The sequence below is a fragment of the Streptomyces sp. MBT53 genome, assembly GCF_016654115.1.
Taxonomy (GTDB): domain Bacteria; phylum Actinomycetota; class Actinomycetes; order Streptomycetales; family Streptomycetaceae; genus Streptomyces.
Map to the genome: position 1 here is coordinate 46,304 of NZ_JAEQAZ010000031.1, position 22,218 is coordinate 68,521.

17 protein-coding genes and 1 pseudogene are annotated in these 22,218 nt (G+C 72.3%); 8 read left to right on the forward strand and 10 right to left on the reverse strand.

Annotation, left to right across the window (positions count from 1 at the left end):
* The first annotated feature begins 121 nt into the window (after window positions 1–121).
* The 4 genes from JHN45_RS14345 (at window position 122) to JHN45_RS14360 (ending at window position 6,947) form a co-directional block, all read left to right on the forward strand.
* Window positions 122–1,249 (forward strand): sigma factor-like helix-turn-helix DNA-binding protein, encoded by a 1,128-nt coding sequence (locus JHN45_RS14345; protein WP_201049235.1) that lies wholly within the window; start codon window positions 122–124, stop codon window positions 1,247–1,249.
* Window positions 1,246–2,913 carry a transglycosylase domain-containing protein gene (locus JHN45_RS14350; protein WP_201049236.1) on the forward strand — a complete coding sequence of 556 codons (1,668 nt, stop codon included), beginning with the start codon at window positions 1,246–1,248 and terminating at the stop codon, window positions 2,911–2,913. The genes JHN45_RS14345 and JHN45_RS14350 overlap by 4 nt, the downstream gene beginning before the upstream one ends.
* 29 nt (window positions 2,914–2,942) lie before the next feature.
* Window positions 2,943–4,157: an MFS transporter gene (locus JHN45_RS14355; RefSeq protein ID WP_307783105.1), complete on the forward strand. Its 1,215-nt coding sequence runs from the start codon at window positions 2,943–2,945 to the stop codon at window positions 4,155–4,157.
* A gap of 138 nt (window positions 4,158–4,295) precedes the next feature.
* Window positions 4,296–6,947 carry a glycosyl hydrolase gene (locus tag JHN45_RS14360; protein WP_201049237.1) on the forward strand — a complete coding sequence of 884 codons (2,652 nt, stop codon included), beginning with the start codon at window positions 4,296–4,298 and terminating at the stop codon, window positions 6,945–6,947.
* A 40-nt stretch (window positions 6,948–6,987) separates the two neighbouring features.
* Here the strand turns inward: JHN45_RS14360 and JHN45_RS14365 are convergent, their stop codons facing one another.
* The 4 genes from JHN45_RS14365 to JHN45_RS14380 form a co-directional block, all read right to left on the reverse strand.
* The gene (locus tag JHN45_RS14365; protein ID WP_201049238.1) at window positions 6,988–7,296 is read right to left on the reverse strand and encodes an acetyl-CoA synthetase; all 309 of its coding nucleotides are present in this window, start codon (window positions 7,294–7,296) and stop codon (window positions 6,988–6,990) included.
* Between the two features lie 203 nt (window positions 7,297–7,499).
* Window positions 7,500–10,529, reverse strand: a complete 3,030-nt coding sequence (locus JHN45_RS14370; RefSeq protein ID WP_201049239.1) for a hypothetical protein — start codon at window positions 10,527–10,529, stop codon at window positions 7,500–7,502.
* Window positions 10,530–10,658: 129 nt separating this feature from the next.
* Window positions 10,659–11,729 carry a HAMP domain-containing sensor histidine kinase gene (locus JHN45_RS14375; RefSeq protein ID WP_201049240.1) on the reverse strand — a complete coding sequence of 357 codons (1,071 nt, stop codon included), beginning with the start codon at window positions 11,727–11,729 and terminating at the stop codon, window positions 10,659–10,661.
* Window positions 11,730–11,784: 55 nt separating this feature from the next.
* Window positions 11,785–12,468, reverse strand: coding sequence for a response regulator transcription factor (locus JHN45_RS14380; RefSeq protein ID WP_200712763.1), 684 nt, complete (start codon window positions 12,466–12,468; stop codon window positions 11,785–11,787).
* Window positions 12,469–12,672: 204 nt separating this feature from the next.
* On the opposite strand from JHN45_RS14380, the gene JHN45_RS14385 reads away from it, so the two are divergent.
* Together JHN45_RS14385 and JHN45_RS52950 are read left to right on the forward strand one after the other, a co-directional pair.
* Window positions 12,673–13,662: an endonuclease/exonuclease/phosphatase family protein gene (locus JHN45_RS14385; protein WP_236583676.1), complete on the forward strand. Its 990-nt coding sequence runs from the start codon at window positions 12,673–12,675 to the stop codon at window positions 13,660–13,662.
* A gap of 179 nt (window positions 13,663–13,841) precedes the next feature.
* Window positions 13,842–13,973: pseudogene (locus JHN45_RS52950) on the forward strand (peptidoglycan bridge formation protein FemAB); the annotation flags it as partial.
* A 452-nt stretch (window positions 13,974–14,425) separates the two neighbouring features.
* Here the strand turns inward: JHN45_RS52950 and JHN45_RS14390 are convergent.
* Window positions 14,426–15,088 (reverse strand): TetR/AcrR family transcriptional regulator, encoded by a 663-nt coding sequence (locus JHN45_RS14390; protein ID WP_201049242.1) that lies wholly within the window; start codon window positions 15,086–15,088, stop codon window positions 14,426–14,428.
* A 65-nt stretch (window positions 15,089–15,153) separates the two neighbouring features.
* On the opposite strand from JHN45_RS14390, the gene JHN45_RS14395 reads away from it, so the two are divergent.
* Together JHN45_RS14395 and JHN45_RS14400 are read left to right on the forward strand one after the other, a co-directional pair.
* A complete protein-coding gene (locus JHN45_RS14395; protein WP_201049243.1) occupies window positions 15,154–15,921 on the forward strand; it encodes an MBL fold metallo-hydrolase in 768 nt (255 codons plus the stop codon).
* A gap of 63 nt (window positions 15,922–15,984) precedes the next feature.
* Window positions 15,985–16,533 (forward strand): cupin domain-containing protein, encoded by a 549-nt coding sequence (locus JHN45_RS14400; protein WP_200712774.1) that lies wholly within the window; start codon window positions 15,985–15,987, stop codon window positions 16,531–16,533.
* Window positions 16,534–16,611: 78 nt separating this feature from the next.
* On the opposite strand, the gene JHN45_RS14405 is transcribed toward JHN45_RS14400, so the two are convergent.
* The 5 genes from JHN45_RS14405 to JHN45_RS14425 form a co-directional block, all read right to left on the reverse strand.
* Complete coding sequence (locus tag JHN45_RS14405) at window positions 16,612–17,844, reverse strand: serine hydrolase (protein WP_201049244.1); 1,233 nt, start codon at window positions 17,842–17,844, stop codon at window positions 16,612–16,614.
* Window positions 17,845–18,054: 210 nt separating this feature from the next.
* A complete protein-coding gene (locus JHN45_RS14410) occupies window positions 18,055–18,684 on the reverse strand; it encodes a hypothetical protein (RefSeq protein ID WP_201049245.1) in 630 nt (209 codons plus the stop codon).
* Window positions 18,681–19,256, reverse strand: coding sequence for an RNA polymerase sigma factor (locus JHN45_RS14415; RefSeq protein WP_236583678.1), 576 nt, complete (start codon window positions 19,254–19,256; stop codon window positions 18,681–18,683). Before JHN45_RS14415 ends, JHN45_RS14410 begins: the two co-directional genes overlap by 4 nt.
* 144 nt (window positions 19,257–19,400) lie before the next feature.
* Window positions 19,401–19,643 carry a hypothetical protein gene (locus tag JHN45_RS14420; RefSeq protein WP_236583665.1) on the reverse strand — a complete coding sequence of 81 codons (243 nt, stop codon included), beginning with the start codon at window positions 19,641–19,643 and terminating at the stop codon, window positions 19,401–19,403.
* 45 nt (window positions 19,644–19,688) lie between these two features.
* Window positions 19,689–22,217 (reverse strand): ABC transporter permease, encoded by a 2,529-nt coding sequence (locus JHN45_RS14425; RefSeq protein WP_201049247.1) that lies wholly within the window; start codon window positions 22,215–22,217, stop codon window positions 19,689–19,691.
* Window position 22,218 lies beyond the last annotated feature (1 nt).

The following is a 22,218-nucleotide window of genomic DNA, read 5'->3' on the forward strand; positions in this document are numbered from 1 at the left end:
CTTGGAATTCCGTGCAACCTGGCCGCCGCACCGTGCGTACAGGAAAGACGACGAACACACGTCCCGGGATCCACTTCCCCCACAGTCGTATCAGAGACAGCAGTATCGGAGGACCACCGAAGTGCCCGACCCCCACGACGACTTCACCACGTATGCACACGCGCAACTGCCCCGGCTGGTCACCACCGCGCACCTGCTCTCGGGCGCGACCGGAGACCCCCGCGAGGCGGCCGATCTGGTGCGGAGAACGCTGGTGGGGCTGCGCGCGCGGTGGCGCCGGATACCTCGGGACGACGTGGACTTCTATGTGCTGCGGTCCCTGGTGAAGGCGTTCCTGCGCGGGGCGCGCCGGCAACGGGCGCTGTCCGACGGTGTGTTGAAGGACACGTCCGCTCGCCAGCGGGCGGTGCTCGTGCTGCTGCACCGGGAGGGGCTGCGGGAGGCGGAGGTCGCCCAGCTGCTCGGCTGGTCGGCCGGTGCGGTGGGCAGCCGGGCCCGGCGGGGGCTGGCGGTGTGCGGGGGTGACGCGGGGCGGCTGCGGGAGCGCTTCGCGGAGGCCGCCCGAGCCGTCGAGGCCTCCGAGGCGGCCCAAGTCGGCGCCGGGGACGTCCCGTTCGGCGTGGCGCTCGATGACGTCGAGCGGCGGGGTCGGGCGCTGCGCCGCCGTAGAGCCGTGGTCGCGGTGGTCTGCGCGCTGTTGCTCGTCCCGGCGGGTGTCCTCGTCGCCGGGCGGATCGTGGGCGGTGGCACGGCGGACGGGTCGGTCGCCGGGGCGGTCGACGTGGCGCGGAGCCCGATACGGATCGTCGCGCCCGGCGAGCGGGTGGCCGCCGTGCCGGGGGTGCAGGTGTGGCTGACGAGCGACGGCAAGCACTGGTCGACACCGCAACGGCCCAACCAGTTCCTCGGGTTGACCGACGACAGCTACGCGAGCGCGTCGAAGGCGGGGGCCGCGAGCGAGAGGCCGGCCGCCTCCGTGCAGCCCGACCGGCTGAACAGCTCGTACTTCCTGTCCGGCCTGTACCGGGGCCTGTCCGGCGACCCGGCGCGCGTCGAGGTCACCGTCGACGAGAACAGGATGACCGGCACGGTCCTCACGCTGGCGGGCAGCCCGGGCTGGGGCGTCTGGTACACGCGTGCGTCGCTGTCGCTGGCGGAGCTGAAGTCGAGCTACGGCGACGGCGGTCCGACCGTCACGGTGTACGACGCGGCCGGCAAGGTCGTCGCGCGGGGCGGAGCCGACTGGTGAAACGCGCCGCAAGGTCCGCCAGGCCGCGCATCCCGCTCCGCCTGCGGCTCCGCCGTAACCGGGGCCGCCTGCTGCGGCGGCTGGTCATCGCCTTCCTCCTGCTGGTCGTGGCGCTGTGCACGGCCGCGGTCGTCGCGTACCGGCTGACGGGGATCCCGGATCCGCATCCGGAGACCGTCACCCAGAGCACGGTCTTCGTCGACGACAAGGGCTCCTATCTGGGCCGGCGCGGTCCCGTCGACCGCCAGGAGGTGCCGCTGTCGCAGGTCCCGAGGTATGTCCAGGACGCCGTGATCGCGGCCGAGAACCGCACCTTCCGCACGGACGACGGGGTGTCGCCGCGCGCCCTCGCCCGCGCGGTGCTGGCCTCGCTGACCGGCGGCGAACGGCAGGGCGGCTCCACCATCACCCAGCAGTACGTCAAGAACGCCCTGCTGAGCCCGGAGCAGTCGCTGTCCCGCAAGGCCCGCGAGGCACTGATCGCGATCAAGCTCGACCGCACCCGCTCCAAGGACGAGATCCTGGCGGGCTATCTCAACACCGTGTATTTCGGCCGGGGTTCGGCCGGTATCGAGGCCGCCGCGCGCAACTACTTCGGCGTGGACACCCGCGAACTGACCGTCTCCCAGGGCGCCGCGCTGGCGGGAATCGTCAACATCCCGTCGTACTACGAGAAGGCGGGCTCCGATCCCGAGGTGACCGCGACGCTCAGGGCGCGCTGGGAGTGGGTGCTCGACGCGATGGCGGCGAGCGGCAGCATCACGGCGAAGCAGCGCGCCGAGGCCGCGTTCCCCGCGTTCCGTTTCTATCCGCCGGGGGCGACCGAGGGGCAGCGGCAGTACATGATCGACGTGGCGGCGCAGGAGGCCGCCGATCAACTCGGCATCACCGAGGACCAGTTGGCGCGCGGCGGCTACACCGTGCACACCACCTTCGACCTGGCGCTCCAGGACGCCACGACCGAGGCGGTCAAGGACATCAAGAGCGGCAAGGGCGTCACGGTGCACACCGCCGTCGTGGGGATCGTGCCCGGCAATGGGGCGGTACGGCTGCTGTACGGGGGCTCGGACTACGCCCGGCAGCCGTTCAACGACGCGGTGGGCGGCGCGGTGGAGGCGGGCACGGCGCTGGACCCCTTCGCCAAGTTCCCGCTCGGCGCCCCGCTGACCGCGCTGTCGAAGACTCCGGCACCCACCCCGCTCACGCTCGCCTCGGCCTACGCGGCCGTGGCGGCGGACGGGGTGTACGCGGCGCCGTACACGGTCACGAAGATCACCCGGGACGGGCATCAGGTGTACACCGCGCACCCCGACACCCGGCGGGCGCTGGACGAGAAGTCCGCGTTCCTGGTGAGCGCGCAGATGTCCAAGTCGTACGGCGACGCGCTCCCCGCGGTCCCGACGGCCCAGCGGGTCCCCACACCCCAGCGCGCCCCGGAGACCGTGTTCACGGCCGGCGCGGGCGGCGGCATCACCCGCCGCACCGTGTGGTCGACCCGCCTGGACCCCCAACTCGCCCTCACCACCGCCCTGTTCGCCGACCGCCCCGGCAAGAAGAAGAACACCACCGCACCGGCCCAGCTGCCGAACGACCCGTCGCCGGTACAGTCCGCGACGGAGACCACGGCACAGATCTGGCGGCTGGCCACGACGGGGACGGGATAGTCCTGGGCATTTCCGGCGGAGCCGACGCCGTGGATACTGCACCTGTGACCGCCCCCGGCACCGAGGCCCCCTCGAACCCCAAGCACCCCGCGTGGCTGACCCGCAACGTGAAGGTGCTGTGCGGGGTGTCCTTCCTCCAGGACGCGGCCAGCGAACTCCTCTACCCGATCCTGCCGATCTTCCTGACCGTGGTGCTGGGCGCGCCGCCCGCCGCGGTCGGCGCGATCGAGGGGGCGGCGGAGGGGGCCGCGTCGATCACCAAGGTGGCCGCCGGGCGGCTGGCGGACCGGTTCGCCCGGCGTCCGCTGATCGGTGCGGGGTACGGGCTGGCCGCGGTGGGCAAGCTGCTGATCGCGCTGGCGACCGCCTGGCCGCTGGTCCTCGTCGCGAGGGTCACCGACCGGCTCGGCAAGGGCATGCGCGGGGCGCCGCGCGACGCCCTGCTCGTCGAGGGCGTCCCGGCCGGACAGCGCGGCAAGGTGTTCGGGCTGCACCGGGCCGCCGACACCGCGGGCGCGGTCGTCGGCCCGCTCCTCGGGCTGGTCCTGTACGAGGCGCTCGACCACCGGCTGCGCCCGCTGTTCTGGATCGCCGTGATCCCCGCGATCGCGTCGGTCGCGCTGGTCGCCGCCGTCCGCGACCCCCGAGCCGGAAAAAGGACGGGCAGGCCAGCCACCGCCCGTACCCCCTGGCGGTCCCTGCCGCGCCCCTACTGGCGGGTCCTCGCCGTGCTGCTCGTCTTCAACCTCGTCAACTTCCCCGACGCGCTCCTGCTGTTGCGCGCCCACGACCTGGGCCTGTCGACGGCCGGGGTGGTGGGCGCGTACGCGGTCTACAACCTCGTCTACGCCGCCCTGTCCTACCCCGCCGGGGCCCTGTCCGACCGGCTCCCCCGCCCCCTGGTCTTCGCCGCCGGCCTGCTCTTCTTCGCGGTCGGCTACCTGGGCCTCGGCCTGATCCACACCCCCTGGGCGGTCTTCGTCGTCCTCCCCCTCTACGGCGGTTTCGCGGCCTGCACCGACGGCGTCGGCAAGGCCTGGATCTCCACGCTCGTCCCCGACCACCAGCAGGGCAGCGCACAGGGCCTCTACCAGGGGGCGACCGGCGCCGCCGTGCTGCTCGCGGGCGTGTGGGCCGGGCTCGCCTGGGGCTCGGACGGCCATCTCCCGCTGCTGGTCTCCGGGGCCGTCGCGCTGGCCCTCGCGGGCGCGCTGCCGACCGTGGCCCGCGCGCGGACCGCGTGACGGTGTGACGAACAGGTCTCCTTCCGGCCATCGCTAGTGACAGGTTCTGGTCAAGGACTGTCCAAATGCCGGACTCCTCCCGGCCCCGGTGGTCGGGTCGTCCCGACGGCTGTATCCGCGCCCGCTCGGGAGGACCTGGTGTCACAACCGACCCGCAAGAGACGTTGGTTCACGATCTGCGCCATCACCGCATCCGCCGCACTCGTGGCGATACCCGCCGGCGCCGCGCCCGGCTCGGGCGGCACCCCCTTCGGGGTCCGCGCACTGGCTCAACTGGCCGCCGAACGAGGGCAGTCGACGGACACCGTCAGCCCAAAGGCGAAAGCCGACGACGACGGCGGTGACGACGGCAACGAGGCCGACGAGATAGCCGAGGGCGCCGACCAGTACGCCGAGGCCCGCACCTCGCCCGGCGTCGTCGCACCCGGCGCGTACGGCGCCGCCTGGACGAGCCTCACCAACTTGCAGAGCACCGGCGGCAGTTGGCGCAACATCACCGACCTGCCGTACAACTCCGACGACCCGCGCTACCGCGACTACGACTCCAACTCCAGCGGCGGCTCGGGCGATGTGACCGGCCGGATGGCGGCGATGGCCGCCGACGACGACGGCTACGTCTACGCGGGCAGCGCGGGCGGCGGAGTCTGGCGGTCCCGGTCCGGCGGCGGCCACTGGCAGCCCATCAGCGACAAACTGCCCGCACAGTCCACGGGCGCGCTCGCGCTGGACGGCACCGGGCGGCTGTGGCTGGGCACCGGCGAGGCGACGACCAACGCGGACGCGTATCTCGGCAGCGGTGTCTACGTCCTGTCGAACCCCCGCCACGGCACGTTCTCCGCCCGCGGCCGGGTCGGCGGCGACGAGCTGGAGTCCACGACCATCCACGAACTGCGCTTCGGCGGCGGCAAGGTGTGGGCCGCGACCAGCGAGGGCGTGTGGAGCCACTCCACGAAGACACTGAAGGGCGCCTGGAAGCTGGAGTTCGCGCCCAACCCGGCCTATCTGCCGGGCGGTTCACTCGCGAACGACCCCTCCGCTCCGTACAAGAACATCGCCAACGACATCGCGATCGACCCGAAGAACCCCTCGAAGGTGGTCCTCGCGGTCGGCTGGCGCAGCGGTGACGACTACAACGGCTTCTACACCAAGGACGCCGGCGGCACCTGGACCCGGATCAGCACGGGCTTCGGCGACCTGCCGACCGACGCGGACAACGTAGGCAACGTCACCTTCGCCCGCTCCGCCGACGGCTCCCGCTACTACGCCATCGACCAGTCCCCGGAGCAGCTCAACACCAATCCGGACAGCGGTCTCGAGGGCATCTACGTCTCCAAGTCCGGTTCCCCGACCGGCCCTTGGACGAAGATCGCCGACTACAAGGGCCTGGCGGCCGACGGTTCGGCACTCACCTCCAGCGGCTACATGCCCGGCGTGCAGGCCTGGTACAACCAGTTCCTGACCGTCGACCCGGCCAACGCGGAGCACGTCTACGCGGGCCTGGAGGAGGTCTACGAGACGAAGGACGGCGGCACCAACTGGTCGACCGTGGGCCCGTATTGGAACTTCGGCTTCCCCTGCTGGAGCATCGACCCCACCAAGCAGACCGGCGACTGCAACCCGACCACCCACTCCGACCAGCACGGCGTCGCGATCGGCAGCTACCACGGCAAGAGCTTCGTCTACGTCGGCAACGACGGCGGTGTCTACAAGCGCCCGCTGAACGGCTCCCAGGACACGTCCGGTCACGCCACCGACTGGACCTCGCTCAACGACGGCACCATCGACACCCTCCAGTACTACTCGGTCGGCGTCGGCCAGGATCTGACCTACGGCGGCCTCTCCGTCACCGGCGGCCTCCAGGACAACGGCCAGTCCATCCTGCGCAGCAACGACACCGTGATGGGCTCGAACTTCGGCGGTGACGGCGGCGACACGATCACCGATCCGGCCAACGGCTGCAATATCGCGCAGGAGTACGTCTACCTCGCCATCCAGGTGACCCAGAACTGCGCGGTGAACGACGGCAGTTGGGTCACCGACCCCAGCAAGATCACGTCGTACGGCGTGGCTCCCGCCGACAACGCCACCGGCGAGGCCCGCTTCATCGCCCCGCTCACGGCCGACATCAAGAACAGCTCGACCTGGATCGCGGGCGGCCGGCACATCTGGGTCCAGACGAACGGCTACGCCATCCGCAGCGGTTCGGAGTGGAAGAGCGTCTACGACCTCGGCGCCGGCCGCACCGCGACCGCCGTCGCGGCCTCGGGCGGCAAGGTGTACGCGGCCTGGTGCGGCCCCTGCAACAACCAGGGCTTCGCGCGCGGCATCTCCGTCGGCAACGCGGACGGCACCGGCTGGCACGACGTGAGCCTCCCGGTCGACGCGACCGTGCCCAACCGCTACCTCGCCGGTTTCGCCGTCGACCCGAAGAACGCCGACCACGTCTACCTCGCCGTCAACGGCTTCTCCCGGCACTGGACCGAGGGCCCCGGCGCCGGTGTCGGCCACGTCTTCGAGTCCACCGACGGCGGCACCACCTGGAAGGACATCTCGAAGAACCTCCCCGACGTGCCGACCAACTCGGCGGTCGTCACCTCCAACGGCGGCCTCGCCGTCGCCACCGACCTCGGCGTCGTCTACCGCGCGCCGGGCCGTACGCAGTGGAAGCGCGTCGGGAACCTCCCGGCCGTCGCCGTACTCCAGTTGAAGCTGAGCCCGGACGGCCGGACGCTGTACGCGGCCACGCACGGCCGCGGCATCTACACGATCGGCGTGCACGACCTCCGCTGACCCGCAGAAAGCCGACAGGGGTGACCCCGGACCACCGGGGTCACCCCTTCGCCGTGTACGGCACCACACTCACGTGCAGCGTGAAGACGGTCCGCGCCGCGCCCGCGACATCCGGCGCCTTCGCCGACGCCGTGACCTCGGCCGCACCGGCCCGGGTTCCCGCGCACCGCAGCGAGGCACGGGCCGTACCGTCCGCGTCCACCCGCCAGCCGGACACGAGGACGAAGACCGGCGCGGAACTCCCCACGGCCGTCCACCTCTTGTCGTCCACGCGCGGTTTCAGCACGAGCGACACGACGGTTCCGGGGCGCGCGCAGAGCCGCCGCACGACCGTGTCACCCGGGCTCACGGTGATCTCCGTGTGCCCGGCGACACAGCCACCAGGCGAAGCGGACGCCGACGGGCTTCCGCCCCTGGGACTCGCGCCGCTCTCCCCCGCGTGACACCCCGCCAGGACGACCGCCACGACGACCGTCCCGACTCCGGCCCACCATCGCATCCCGGCACCTCCCGGCCCGCGCGTACAGGACCACCAGCATGCCCCGGGTGAGGTCAGAGGGTGACCAGTACGCCGTCCAGGGTGACCGTCGACCGGGCCGAGGTGCTGCCCGCGAGGACCCTGAGCTGCACCTTGTGGGACTTGACCGTCGTGCCGAGGGTGGCGGTGAACACCACCTGCCGGTAGGCGGTCTTCGCCGCGTAGGTGTTGACCGTGCCGACCGTCTTGCCGTCCACCACGACCGCGAAGCGGCCTCCGTTGGACTTCTTGGTCGCGATCACGCGGAGTTGGGTGCCGTTCGCCGTGACGGAGACGTACGCGCCCTTCGTGGCGGAGGTGCGAACGGTGCCCGCCCACGCGGCAGTTGCGGACGCCGACTTCCACGTGCCCGTGTAGTGCAGGGCCGTAGAACGGTCGTCGAGCGGGATACCCGTGGTCGCCGTCCTGCTCCAGGCGCCGGTCTGGCCGGCGTCGTCGTGGGCGCGGACGGAGAAGCGGTAGGTGACTCCGGGCACGGGCTTGACGGGGCTGCCCGACTTGCCGAAGGTCGCCGACGTCGCCGTGGTCGCGGTGCGCCAGGTCTGGAGCGGGCCGAGCGTCCAGGCGCCCGCACTGTTGCGGGTGGTGACGCGCCAGGCGATGTCGTACGACTTCACGCCCGCCGTCTTCGCCGACCAGGTGACCGGCACGGCCGCGGTGGTTCCCGCGCTGCTCGCGACGGCCGGTGCGGTGACGGTGGCGGCGGGGACGGTCCGGCGCAGGGTGACCTTGCCGGTGGCGTCGGCCGCCGGGCGGCCGGTGACCGTGTCGGTCGCGGTCAGCGTCCAGGTGTAGGCGCCCTCGGCGGCGGCCGTGCCGGTCCCCGTGGTGCCGTTCCACGACGGGGCGACCTTGCCGGTGGAGCTGGTGCCGGTCAGTGAACGCACCTGTGTGGAGCCGGACTTGAGGGTGAGCGTCCAGTTCACCGGACGGTCGTAGGTCCAGGTCGGGCTCCAACTGTCCGACGAACCGTCGCCGTTGGGGCTGAAGCCGGTCGGGGCGGTCGCGGTCTTGGCCGCGGTGGGGACGCCCGCCCAGGTCACGTGGGTGACGCCGGAGGCGTCCATCCAGGCCGCCCAGGGGGCGTCACGGTCGACCGTCCAGCGTTCGGCGGCGCCCGTGTCGGCCCGGTCGGGGAGCGTGAAGAGCGCGTGTGCCGCGGTGTCCGTGCCGGTCAGGGACTGGGCGTTGAGGGTGACGGCGGTGCTGCCGGAGGCCTTGGTGAACGTGTAGAGGACGTCCGTGCCGAGGATCGGGCTGCGGACGAAGCCGGAGCCGTCCACGGTGGTGGTCGCCGAGCTGCCCGCCGTGAGGAGCAGGTAGGTGGAGGTGCCGGCTCCGCAGACGGCCAGGATGCGGGAGCCGCGTACCTGGAGACCTCCGGGTTGGCAGTTCACCGTGGCGACGGTGGTGACCGCGCCGGTCGTGATGTCGGTGCGGCGGATCGACCAGGTGGACGTGGTGCCGTTGCGCTCCGAGGTGTACAGGGCGCCGTCGGACAGGGCGCTGCCGGACGGCACCCGCTGGGAGTGCCCGTCCGCGAAGGTGTAGAGGAGCAGGGTGCCGTTGTACACCGTGGTCTTGTCCGAGAGCAGCGCGTGCGCGCCGTCGAAGTCCTCGACCGCCACCACCGAGGTGTCCGAGTACGCGAGCGGTGTGCCGACCTGCGTGCCGTTCTCGTAGACCTGGAACTGGCCCGCGATCCCGGCCTGTGTCTGCTCGACCAGGATCCGTCCGCCGGCCGCGGCCAGCGTCTGGTGCACCAGGCCGCCGGAGAACGCCAGCACCCGCGACGGCGTGCTCGCCGAGGCCCCGGACGCACCGACCGTCACGTCCGAGCGGAGCACGACCCCGTCGAGGCGGGACGAGTCGTCGGCGGTGTAGAGCGTGCCGCCGGACAGGGCCAGCGCGTCCAGCCGGGCAAGTCCGGCGGGGATGGTCGTGGCGTCGCCCGCGGTGGTGGAGATCCGGCCGTCGGTGAGGGTCTGGAACGCGGCGTCGACGTCGGGGCGGTAGAGCGAGGTACGCATCCTGCCGTCGTCGCCGACCTCCACGTCACCGAACGTGCCGCCGAGATCCTTGGCCGCGGTGGATCCGTCCCGGGGTATCGCGAACAGTTCGTTCGAGGCGTCGGAGTCGTTGCGCTGGTACCAGGCGAGGGTGTCGTCGCTGATCCAACGGGCGTTTGCGACCGGCAGGTCGACGGTGGCCGGGGCGTCGCCGGGCGCCGAGCGCTGCCACTCGGTCAGGGTCGAGCCGTCGACGACACCGAAGTGGCCGGGGGTGAACTCCAGGGCCTGCGGGAGTTCGCCGGTGTCGGGCTCGGCCACGGTGACCGTCGTACCGGTGGCGAAGTCGACGTAGACGATCTGGTAGCCCCAGCCGGGCGCGGTCCGCCGCTCCACCAGGGCGCCGTCGGCGTCCGAGTCGAGGATCTCGTACTGCTCGTCGCCGGAGAGGAGGGTGCGGTCCGAGGCGCCGGGGGTGCGCAGCAGCAGGCGGACCAGGTAGGCGGAGGTGTCGTCCTGGTAGCTCTGCTGGACGAGGATGCCGTCGCCGGCCTGTCCCCGGTAGCGCTCGTCGCCGGCGGCGCCCGAACTGTCGTAGGCGACCGGGAGGACGTCCTCGGCGCCGGAGCCGAGATGGCGCAGGGTCACGTGGTCGGCGAGATCGCCGTTCGGGTTGGTGGAGGTGGCCGCGGCCACGACACCGTCCTGGACGGACACCGTGTGGACGGTCACCGTCTCACCCGTGCCGGCGAGCCGGCCGAGATCCTGCGGGGTGCCTCCGGCGACGGCGAGCCAGCCGTGCGCCCCCGTGTCGGCCGCGGTCGCCTGACTCCAGACGACCGTCTGGCCGGAACCGGACAGATCGGTGGCGGCGGGCGCGGAGGTCGTCCGCGCGGGGAGTGTCGCCGACACGTCGGACGCGGATCCGGTCGCGGGTGCGGCGACGGCCGGGACGGTGGTAACGGCCTGGGCCACGGCGAGGGCCGTGAGGGCCGCTACCGGGACGGCTAGGAAGCGGCGTCTGTGGGAAGGCATGGCAGCCCGATCTCTCTTCGAACCCTCTTCGAACCCGCTCCGAATGGTTTCGAGCGGGTTCGAACATCAAGGCGGGGATTGTCACACGGAGATCAGAACCGGCCGACGGCGGGATGCCGTTCCGGACACCTAGGGGATCGGCCCCGGGAGTTCCACGGTGATCCGGAGTCCGCCGGTGGGGCGGGCGGTGAGGGTGAGGGTGCCGTCGTGTGCCTGGGTGATGGTCTTGACGATGGCCAGGCCCAGGCCGACGCCCGCCTGGTCGGTGTGGACGCGCTCGGTGCCGCGCTGGAACGGTTCGGTGAGGGTCGGGACCAGTTGCGGGGCGAGTCTCTCGCCGGTGTTCTCGACCGTGAGTGCCACCGTCCTCGGGCGGACCTCGGTGGTCACCCGCACGGTGCCCTCTACGGGCAGGTTGTGGACGATCGCGTTGTGCACGAGGTTCGTGGTCAGCTGCAGCAGCAGCGCCGACGATCCCGTGGTCGGGGTGATGTCGCCGCCGGTCTCGACGGTGACGCCGTGCTTCTCCGCGAGCGGGAGCAGCGTCTCGGTGGCCTCCTCCGCGAGCAGCGACAGGTCGACGTGTTCCGGGGTGAAGGACCGCTGGTCGGCGCGGCTGAGCAGGAGCAGGGCCTCGATGAGGTCGATCGCGCGGGTGTTGACCGCGCTGAGGCGGTCGATGACCTCGCCGGTGTCGCGGCTCGGGTCGGTGCGGGCCACGTCGAGGAGCGTCTTCGAGACGGCCAGCGGGGTGCGCAGCTCGTGCGAGGCGTTGGCCGCGAACCTCCGCTGACCGGCGACATGCGCTTCGAGCCGCGCGAGCATCGTGTCGAAGGAGTCGGCCAGTTCGCGGAACTCGTCCTTGCTGCCCGGCAGTTGGATCCGGTGCGCGAGCGATCCGGTCGCGGCCAGCCGGGTGGCGCCGGTGATACGGGTCAGCGGGGCGAGCATCCGGCCCGCCAGGAACCAGCCCCCGACGAGCCCGAACACCAGCAGGCAGGCCAGCGAGACGACCGCGATCGGGGCGAAGGCGCGGACGACGGCGCCCTGGTAGCCGGGCATGAGGACGAGCCCGACGTGGCGCACGCGGCTCAGGAAGACCCACACGGCGGCGAGCAGGAGCACACCGGCGACCATGAGGAAGCCGGCGTAGCTGAGGGTGAGTTTGACGCGGACGCTGAGGCCGGGGGGTCTGTCCATGGGACCGGGGGGCCTGTCCGTCGGACCAGGAGGCCTGTCCGTCAGACCGGGGGGCCTATCCATGGGGGCCTCCCTCACTTGCTGTGTCGATGCGGTAGCCGACTCCCGGCACCGTGGCGATCAGCCAGGGTTCGCCGAGCCGTTTGCGCAGGGCCGAGACGGTGATGCGGACGGCGTTGGTGAAGGGGTTGGCGTTCTCGTCCCAGGCCCGCTCCAGGAGATCCTCGGCGCTGACGACGCCACCCTGCGCGGCGACGAGAACCTCCAGCACGGCGAACTGCTTGCGGGTGAGCGCGACATGGCGTCCCTCGCGGAACACCTCCCGGCGGAAGGGGTCGAGGCGCAGCCCCGCGATCTCCCACACGGGCGGCCTGTTGTGGCCGCGCCTGCGGTCGAGGGCTCTGAGCCTGAGCACGAGTTCGCGGAGTTCGAAGGGTTTCGTGAGGTAGTCGTCGGCGCCGAGTTCGAAGCCGGACGCCTTGTCGTCGATGCGGTCGGCGGCGGTGAGCATGAGGATCGGGACGCCGCTGCCGGAGGCGACGATACGGCGGGCGACCTCGTCGCCGGAGGGGCCGGGGATGTCACGGTCGAGGACGGCGATGTCGTAGGCGTTGATGTCCAGCAGTTCCAGGGCGGTGTCGCCGTCGCCCGCGATGTCGGCCGCGATCGCCTCCAGGCGCAGGCCGTCGCGGACGGCCTCGGCCAGATAGGGCTCGTCCTCGACGATCAGCACACGCATGCCGCCGAGGCTACGAGCCCGCGCGTATCGGTGACGTATCGAAAAGTTCATACGCGGCGGCAACACGGGGTGGCCTGGACTGATGGCATGAGCGCAGAGGTGGATGTCGGTCGGGTGGACAGCGTCGGGCGAGAGGGAAGCGCGGGCCGTCGCGACACGGGCACCCGGCACACCCGCGTCCGCATCCGGGTCCGCGTCGGCCGGATGATCCGCCTCGCCATCCGGCCGGGGCCCTGGAAGCGGGCCCCGGTCTCGACCGTGCTCGCGTTGTCGCTCGGGCTGCTCCTGCTGCTGCACTCGTGGATCCCGGACCGGGTCGGGGGGCTCGGCAGCCTGGTGGAGACCTTCCTGCCGTGGTTCGGTCTGGTCGTGCCGGTGCTGCTGGCCCGCGCGCTCCGGCGCCGCTCCGCCGCCGCGACGGTCGCGCTGGTGCTGCCGGTGGCGGTGTGGCTGAACCTCTTCGGCGGACTGCTCGGCGACAAGTCCCACGGGCCCGGCGACCTCACCGTGGTCAGCCACAACGTGGGCGCCGACAACCCCGACCGGACCGGCACCGCCCGCGACCTGGCCGCCGCCGGCGCGGACGTACTGGCGCTGGAGGAACTGACCCCGCGCGCGAGTCGCACGTACGAGAAGGAACTGGCGACGGCGTACCCGTACCACGCGGTGCTGGGCACGGTCGGGGTGTGGAGCAGGCTGCCGCTGTCGGACACCCGGGCGGTCGACACCGCGATGGACGTCGGGCCGCTGGCGGACCGCCTGCCGGCCGGTGCCAGGGCGGCCGAGAACCGGGCGCTGCGCACCACGGTGACCACGGACCGGGGACCGCTCGCGGTGTACGTGGCCCATCTGGGATCCGTCCGCGTGCTGCCCAGCAGCGGCTTCAGCACGGGCGACCGGGACCGGGGCGCGAAGGCGCTCGCCAAGGCCGTCGCCGCCGAGCCGGACCGGCGGGTGGTGCTGCTCGGCGACCTCAACGGCACGACGGACGACCGCGAGTTCAAGGGCGTGACCTCACGACTGCGCTCGGCCCAGGACACGGCCGGGGACGGCTTCGGCTTCAGCTGGCCGGCGAGGTTCCCGGTGGCCCGGATCGACCAGATCCTGGTGCGGGGCGTGCGGCCGACGCGGTCGTGGGTACTGCCGGCCACGGGCAGCGACCACTTGCCGGTGGCGGCGGGGATCAGCTGGTGAACACGCGTGAGGCCGCCTGAAGTTGTGGGCGGCCGAGGCAAGTTGTCGGCAGCCGCAGCAAGTTGTGGGCGGCCGCAGCAAGTTGTGGGCGGCCGCAGCTGCGAAACGAGCGGCCCATATCGTCCGCGTATCGGAAACCGCATACGCGCCGGCAACACCGCGCCGCCTTGACTGAGGGCATGGTCCACAGCGAGCGAGCCCGAACAGCAGCCCGGAGTCTGACAGTTGAGCCGATCGGCGCCGACGAGCACCTGGCGTTCGTACGGGCGCAGCGGTCGGTCAGCTTTCTGCAGACCCCGGCGTGGGGGCGAGCCGCAGATGGGCGTAGGAGAACGTCCCGCGAGCGTAGAAAGCGGACACCCCACCGCGACACGGCCGGAAGTCGACGCACCGACCACCTTTGGTCGGGGTCCGACCAGCGCATTCGGCGCGGCAGCGCACGCCGGCAGTGATCAGCGCCCGGCGGCAGCGACCAGCGCACATCGGTAGGCATCGGCATCGACCAAAGTCGTACCCACCGCAGACCTTGCGCCGATGCGCCGGCCGACGGCCCGTCGCAGAGTGGGCGCATGGACACACAGCGGACACAGAGGACAGCACAGACAGCACAGACAGCACGCACAACACAGACCAGGCAGACCAAGGGCGACTACGTCGGCACCACCGCGGACGAGCTGCGCGCGAAGACCAAGGCCGACCGGATCTCGGCCGGCATCAGTCAGAAGGTCCTCTTCCAGCGGCGCGCGCCCGGCCACTTGGCCCGTCACTGCGGCTCGCCCCTCCGCGGCGGACGGGGAGCGATCGTCGCGGTGAGGGTGTCGGTCAGCCACTGCTCGTAGGTGGCGGTGGACCAGCCGCGGCCCGCTGTGAGTTGGGTGAACAGTTGGGGGCCGGCCAGGGCCCAGACGATGTCCACGAGGTGGGCCGGGTCCGCGTCCGGGGCGAGTGCGCCGGTCTGGTCGAGGTGGGTGACGAACGTGGTGACGCCGGTGAGGCGTTCCTGCTCGGCGGTGTCCAGGACCTCGCCGACGTCCGGGCCGGCCTGGGTCAGCAGGGCGAAGAGGGCGGCGACCCGTTCGTGGATTCCGCGGACGTACGCGGCGTAGAGCCGGAGCTTGGTGTCCAGTTCCCGTATGGCCAGGAACTCCTGGACCTGCGGGCGGTCCGCCATGGGCACCGGTTCGTCGTCCCCGGCGAGCGTGATGTCCCACAGGGCCTTCACCATGCCCGGCTTGCCGCCGAACGACTTGTACACCGTCTCGGGGGACACACCCGCCCGCTCGGCCACGGCCCGCACGGTCGTGGCGTGGTAGCCCTCCCGGAAGAGCAGCTCGCGGCAGGCCGTCAGCACCGCGGCCCGGTTGCGGCGCGCGGCCTCGCGGCGGCCCTCGGAGTTGTAGGACCGACGTGGCGTCCCGTCCGTCATCGGCGCACCATCCAATTCTGTTACAGTCGACTGTATCGAATACTGTCCGGTCGCCGGAGGCTCGTATGTCCCGTCCCGCGCCCACGCAGGTCGCCGCCGGTGTCCACCGCCTCGGCGACCACGGCGTCAACTTCTACCTGATCGAGGACCCCGACGGTCTGGTCCTGGTCGACGCGGGACTGCCCGCCCACCTCGCGCAGCTGCGCGCGCTGCTGGCCGACCTCGGCCGCGGCGAGGCGGACATCCACGCCGTGCTGCTGACCCATGGCCACCCCGACCACACCGGTCTGGCCCGCCCCCTCCAGGAGGCGGGCGCCGACCTCTGGGTTCATGAGGGGGACGCCGCGATCCTGCGCGACGGTCCGCGCAGCGCGATGAAGCACGCCAAGCCCGAGCGGTCGATGCTGCCGTATCTGCTGCGCAGGCCCGCGGCGCTCGCGCTCCCGCTGGGGCTGGCCCGTTCCGGGGCGTTCACCGCCCGCCCGGTGCTCGGTGCGCGGGAGTTCGACGCCGACCGGGTGATGAAAGAGGTGCCCGGCGCGCCCCGGGCCGTCGTACTGCCGGGTCACACACCCGGCAGCGCCGCGTACTTCTTCGCCGACCGGGGACTGCTGTTCACCGGCGACGCCCTGGTGACCGTCGACGGTTTCACCCACCGCACCGGTCCCACCCTGGTGAGCCGCTGCTTCACCCACGACAGCGGGGCCGCGCTCGCCGCCCTCGACCGCCTGGACTTCCTGACGGCGGACCTGGTGCTGCCCGGCCACGGCGAGCCCTTCACCGAGGGCATCCGGGCCGCCACCCGACAGGCCCGGGAGTTCGGCATCCACTGAACTCCCGTATCACCCCAGCCAGTTGTTCCGACTCTTCCGACACATGCCCTGCGAGGACACGACATGACAACTGCACTGCCGAACGACGGCGCGGCGACGGCGGACTACTACCGTCCGCGCGTCCTGCACGTCCCCGCCGACAAGGGGGTGGTCAAGTGGATGTCCGGCGATGTCTACGAGACCCTGGCGACGGCCGACGCCACCGACGGCGCACTCGGTTTCACCGTCTGCCGGGTGCCCCCGGGCGGCGGACCGATAGCCCACGTGCACAAGAGCGCCGACGAGTCCTTCTACGTCGTCTCGGGTTCGCTGGAGTTCCTGAACGGCGACCGGACCTTCGTCGCCGACGCCGGTGACTTCGTGTTCGTGCCGCGGGGCACCCGGCACCGGTTCCGCAACCGCACCGGCGAGCAGGCGCACATGGTGTCCTTCTTCACCCCCGGCGGGGGCGAGGGCCTGTGGCTGGAGGGTGGCGACGACCCCGTACCCGGTGCGACGCCCGAGTTCTGGCCGCCGGAGCGCGGTCTCGCGCTGGGCCCGCTGCTCGGCCGCCCGGACATCGACCTGGAGATCCTGCCCGAGGAAGCGGACCTCGGCGGGCCGGCCGACTAGGCCGGTGCGGTGCGGGCGGCACAGGGACGGGAAAGGGGGCTTCCTCGTCCCTGTGCCGCCTCCGTTCGAGGGGGACCGCTAGCGGAGGGACTCCGGGTTCGACGGGACCGGCCGGTCGTAGACGTGGTCCGGGGTGACGATCTCGGTGACCGCGCGGGCGACGAGTGAGGACGGTTCCTGGCCGCCGTAGGTGATGTCGGTGTTGAGGATCACGACCAGGGTGGCCTTCAGCGACGGGAGGTAGACGGTCACGGTCTCGTAGCCCGGGATGGAGCCGTTGTGGCCGATCCAGCCGCCGCTCTCGAAGATGCCCAGGCCGTAGCTGAGGCCGGGGAAGCCGGTCGGCAGCATCCTGAGCCGCTGCCGCTGGGTCTCCGGGCTGAGGAGCGTGCCGGTGGCGACGGTCCTGGCCCAGCTGCGCAGATCGTGCAGGTCGGAGATCATCGCCCCGGCCGTCCAGGCCCAGCTGGGGTTCCAGTCAGTGGCGTCGGCGACCGCGCCGCTCAGCGTCTGGTTGGTGTAGCCGCGCGCGTGCGGGTCGGGGAACTCGGGGCCGCCGGGGAGCAGCGTGTGCCCGAGGCGGGCCGGGCGCAGCACCTGCCGGTCGATGAAGTCGGCGGCACGCTGCCCGCTGACCTTCTCGATCACCAGGCCGAGCAGCACCAGATTGGTGTTGGAGTACTCGAACCGCGTGCCCGGCGCGAACGTGTTGTCGTGCTTGAAGCCGTACGCGAGCACCTCGCGCGGGGTGAACGAGCGGCTGGTGTCGCTCAGCAGATCCTGCACGAACCCGGGGTCGGCGGTGTAGGGGAACAGTCCGCTGCGCATCTCGGCGAGTTGGCGCAGCGTGATGTGCCGGCCGTTCGGCACCCCGCGGACATAGCGGGAGATCGGGTCGTCCAGCCGGATCCGTCCGTCGTCGACGAGCCTGAGCAGCGCGGTGACCGTGAAGGTCTTGGTCTCGCTGCCGATGCGCGCGTACAGGTCGGTGGTCATCGGGCGGTGGGTGACGGTGTCGGCTTCGCCGGTCGCGCGGACGTAGCACCCCTTGCCGGGCATCCACAGCCCGACGACGACACCGGGGATGCCGGCCTGGCGGCGGACGTCGGCGACGGCCTTGTCCAGCCGGGCGGTCGTCGTACGACCGAGGCCGCCCGCCGGGCCCGCCGGGCAGTGGTCCCGGTCGCCGCCCGCGAAGGAGACGGTTGCCGCGGTCGTCGTAGCCGTGGCGGATGTGGTTGCCGTCGGGATCAGTACGGACGCCGCCAGCAGCGCGGCTGCCACCAGGCGTCGGGAAGGAGTACGTCGCATGCCGGGCGCTTCTTCCGGTTGGGGGTTGAGGTGGCCACGCCACCATCCGGAGTCCGGCGGAAGGTTCTCCTGCGCTGCGCGTCCCTGCGAGTCCACTCGATCGGACGGACGTTCGTCACACTGCGGTCGCCGTGCCGCGGGAAGGGGAGTGCGGCGGTGACATCCCCGGCCACCGGCGTGCGAGCGCGCCGCGGTGGCCGGGGCCTGGGGTCATTTCCCGTACGCCTGGCGGAACTTGGCGATCTCGTCGTCCGTGACGCCGTTCGCGCCGCACACGGGCACCACGCCGTCCTTGGCGGCCACGACGTAGCGGTCGCCGTCGATGAACGTGAGCGCCTCCGGGCGGCTGGTGTCGCTGTCGAGGACGACCGTGCGGGCGGTGCCGCCCTTCAGCCAGTGGTCGACGCGGAAGGTGACCACGGTGCCCTTGATGGACGTGACCGTTCCGATGAAGAGCGTCGGGTATCCGCGCAGGGTGTCGGGGGTGGGCGCCACGCACTTGGCGGAGCCGCCCGCGGCGGTGAGCCTCAGGGCCCCGGCGGCGGCCGAACTCCCGCTGTGCTTGGCCTGGTTGCCACCCGTGCTCGCCGTGCCACCGCCGCCGTGCGCCATGACGCCGATCCCGATGCCGCCGCCGAGCAGGAGGAGGCCGACGGCCGCCGCGAGTCCGAGGAGGTGACGGCGGGGCCGTACCGTGGCGGTCTTCGCGGGCCGGAGCGCATCCGCGGTGGTGGTGTTCAAGGTGTCCTCCACAAGCTGGTCGATGTCGGGCGGCGGAGCATCGCGGGTCAGCGCCGGGTCCGCGGCCTTCAGCCGGGCCAGCAACTCGTCGTCGTTCACTGACCGCTCCTTCCTTCATCGCTCTTGTGTCCGGGCCGTGCGTCATTCTTTCGCCCCAGCTGGTCGGCGAGTCTCGCCTTCGCGCGATGGAGCCGGATGCTCACCGCGTTGGGAGTCGAGCCGGTCACCTCGGCGATCTGCCGCGGCGCCAGCCCCTCCCACGCCCACAGCCGCACCACCTCGCGGTCCGCCGCCCCGAGGGAGTCGAGCGCGGCATGCAGCTCACTGTGCTCGGCGGCCTCCTGCGGAGCGCGCTGCTGGGTCCCGATCAGCCGCTCCACCAGCCGGAGTCGGCGCCCGTCGGCGCGGCGGGCGTTCGCGAGGCACCCCCGAGCCACCCCGTAGCACCAGGGCAGTACGTCGTCGGGGTCGGGAAGGGACGCGGAATCGTCGCCGAGGCCGGGGACGTCGTCGAGGCGCCGCCACAGCACCAGCATCGTCTCCGACAGGACGTCCTCGGCCGTCTCGGTGCTCGTGCGCCGCACCAGATACCGGTGCAGCGGATCCACCACCACCTGGGCCAGCCCTTCGAAACGCGCCCGCCGCATCCGGCGCGTCTCCTGTTCCGTCATGGATTCCACGACCTGTCCTGTCCGGCCCCGGCCGGTTCCTTTCACAGCCGTCGCGAAATCATTTCCGTACCCGGAGTCGCCCCCGTCCCGGAGTCGCCCCCGTCCCGGAGTCATCCCCGTCCCGGAGTCATCCCCGTCCCGGAATCATCCCCGAGCCGGACCGTCCCCGTACTCGGGCCGCCGCATCCCGTGCAGATTGCGGCAGGCGACCCTGGCCGGCGGGGTCCACCCGGCCAGGAGTGCGGGGTCGGGCCGGTACACCTCGATGCCGAGCGGGCGGCAGACGTCGAGGGGGTCGCGGGCGTCCGGGCCCCAGAGGGGGACGGACAGATCGCCGCCGAGGGCACGACGATGGTCGTCGTCACCCGCGAGATGCGCTTCGCCCACGAGATGCGCTTCGCCCGCGAGGTCGCGGACTTTGAGCGAAGCGCCTCACTGGGCGCGGATCGCGTCGGCCGGTGGGGTCCGCAGGGCCTGGCGGGTGGGGAGTTCGATGGTGAGGAAGGCCGTCGCCGTGACGGTGAGGGCGAGCGCGGGCAGCAGCCAGACCGGGCCCGCCGGCCAGGGGCGGCCCAGGAAGCCCTGGCCGAGGAGGGCGAGGGGGACCGCGGAGAGCAGCAGGGCGGTGGTGAGCGCGGTGGCGGCGGTGACCGCGGCCTCGCGGCGCATCATGGCGCGGATCTGCCGTGGGGTGGTGCCGTTGAGGCGGAGGGCGCCGAGTTCGACCCGGCGCTGCGCGGTGGCCGCGACCAGCTTGTTGGCGATGCTCAGCAGCAGGTAGACGAGCAGGACCACGATGACGGCGAGGTTGATCCACACCTCGGGCGGGGCGTCCGAAAGGCCGCCGGTGGAAGGGGAGTTGGCGGGCGCGAGGACCAGACCCGGGCGGTCGGCGGCGAGCGCGGTCAGGTGCTGCCGGGCCGCGGCCGTGCCGTCGGTGCGGATCAGGAGCGACTGGTCGAGGCCCGTCGTGGTGTGTCCGGCGGCGAGGTCGTGGGAGAGCACCACCGAGCCGAAGCCCAGGCCCCGCCCGTACACGGCGACGACCTTCGCCTTCACGTGGGTGCCGTCGCCGAGGACCAGACTCACCGTGCGGCCCACCGTCGCGGCGCGGGTACGGGCGACATCGCTGCCGACGGCGACGGTCGCGCCGGTGAGCCGGTCCAGGCCGCCGTCCCGCACATCGAGGTCGAGGACGCCCGCCGCGTCCGGGGTGAGGACCGTCGCGGCACCCGACTCGGCGGCCTTGTCGCCGAACTGCTCGTACTCCCACACCACGGTCGTCGTGCCGACCGGCGCGGCGGCCCGCACCCCGGCCGTCTTCCGCACGGCGGCAAGTGTGTCGGCGGGAAGGCCGCCCAACCCAGGTGCACTGAGCCGCAGTTGGGCCAGTGTTCCGGTGCTGGTGTCGTGCGCGGTGGCGGCCAGCACGGTGGTCTGGGTGAAGGTGTACGTCAGCACGAACACGACCGCCATCGCCAGCGTGGAGACGATGCCCGCGTTGCGCAGGGCGTAGGCGCGGAGGTTGGCCATGGCCAGCCAGGTCGACGCCGAACCGCCGTGCCGCGTCGCCCGGACCGCCGCACCGCCGATGCCCCGCACCAGCGCCGGACCCACCATGGCCAGGCCGATCGCCCCGACGATTCCCGCGATCGAGGTGGCCGTGGCGCCGATGACCGTACGGGAGAACAGCGGCAGCGCCGACATCACCATCGCGACGGCGATGACGACGAGCCCGATCCGCGTCCGGGTCCGCGACGGCTCGCGCGGCTCGCTGCGGGACTCGGCGACCGCCTCGGTGGCCGGCATCCGCGAGGTCCGCCAGGCCGAGCAGCGGGCGGACACCTGCACGGCCAGGAGCAGCAGCACGATCGCCGCGAACGCGGGCAACGGGCTGTACGTGAGCGGGAGTTCGGGCGGCACGACCCCACGGTCGGCGAGCAGTCGCCGGAACTGTCCGGCGAGCAGATAGCCGAGCCCGACGCCGGGCGCGACCGCCACCGCGGCCACGACGGTGGACTGCGCGGCGGCCAGCCGCCTGATCTGCTTCGGGCTGGCCCCCACGGCCCGCATCAGCGCGAGGTCACGGCGCTGCCCGCCGATCGACACGGCGAGCGCGCTCGCCATCACGAACCCGGTGATCAGCACGACGATCCCGGACAGCGAACCGGCCAGCAGCACCAGCAGCGACCGGGACGCCCCGGCCCCGGGCGCGGCCGTGTCGCCCCGCCCGGCCCCGGTGACGGCCAGCAGCCCGGTGCCCTTCAGCTTCGTACGCACCTCGGCCGCGACCTTCGCCTCGGCACCGGGCGCGGTACGCAGCCCCACCAGGTCGACCCGGCCGGAGCAACTGCACAGTCCTACGGCCGACTTGTCGGCGAAGTAGACGCCCGCGCCCGGCGCGTCCACCACCGCCGAGACCCGATAGCCTCTGGCCGGGCGGGCGTTGACGACGACCCGGACCGTGTCGCCCGGCTCGATGCCCGCCGCTGCGGCCGTGACGCTGTCCACGGCGATCTGGTCGGAGGCGGTCGGCGCACCGCCGTTGATGTGCGGCGCACCGGCGAGCAGTTCGGTCGAGGACCAGCCGTGCCCCGCCACCTGCGGGTCCTTCGCCGCTACGACCCGCCCGTGGGCGTCGAGGAGTGCGGCGGGGAAGCTCAGGTCGCCGACCGCTCCGGTGACTCCCGGCAACTCGCCCAGTTCGCCGACCAGTTGGGCGGGCACCCGGCGTCGTTCCGTAAGCGCGAGCGGGAGGTCGCCCGCCGGGTGGTACTCCTGGTCGGCGGCGACCACGACGGACGCTCCGGCGAGCCGGCCGGCGGGCAGGTGGGAGCGGAGGCCGGACTCGGCGAGCACACCGGTGGCGGTGAGCAGCGCGGCACCGCCGAGGACCGCGCAGGCCACGGCGATCAGTGCGGTGATCCGGTGTCCGACCATCTGCAGTGCGAGACGGAACATG

Excerpts from the sequence above, each read along its gene's own strand:
- JHN45_RS14370 (WP_201049239.1), bottom strand. The coding sequence starts at position 10,529 with ATGCCTTCCCACAGACGCCGCTTCCTAGCCGTCCCGGTAGCGGCCCTC.
- JHN45_RS14375 (WP_201049240.1), bottom strand. The coding sequence starts at position 11,729 with ATGGACAGACCCCCCGGCCTCAGCGTCCGCGTCAAACTCACCCTCAGC.
- JHN45_RS14380 (WP_200712763.1), bottom strand. The coding sequence starts at position 12,468 with ATGCGTGTGCTGATCGTCGAGGACGAGCCCTATCTGGCCGAGGCCGTC.
- JHN45_RS14385 (WP_236583676.1), top strand. The coding sequence starts at position 12,673 with ATGATCCGCCTCGCCATCCGGCCGGGGCCCTGGAAGCGGGCCCCGGTC.
- JHN45_RS14390 (WP_201049242.1), bottom strand. The coding sequence starts at position 15,088 with ATGACGGACGGGACGCCACGTCGGTCCTACAACTCCGAGGGCCGCCGC.
- JHN45_RS14395 (WP_201049243.1), top strand. The coding sequence starts at position 15,154 with ATGTCCCGTCCCGCGCCCACGCAGGTCGCCGCCGGTGTCCACCGCCTC.
- JHN45_RS14400 (WP_200712774.1), top strand. The coding sequence starts at position 15,985 with ATGACAACTGCACTGCCGAACGACGGCGCGGCGACGGCGGACTACTAC.
- JHN45_RS14405 (WP_201049244.1), bottom strand. The coding sequence starts at position 17,844 with ATGCGACGTACTCCTTCCCGACGCCTGGTGGCAGCCGCGCTGCTGGCG.
- JHN45_RS14415 (WP_236583678.1), bottom strand. The coding sequence starts at position 19,256 with ATGACGGAACAGGAGACGCGCCGGATGCGGCGGGCGCGTTTCGAAGGG.
- JHN45_RS14425 (WP_201049247.1), bottom strand. The coding sequence starts at position 22,217 with ATGTTCCGTCTCGCACTGCAGATGGTCGGACACCGGATCACCGCACTG.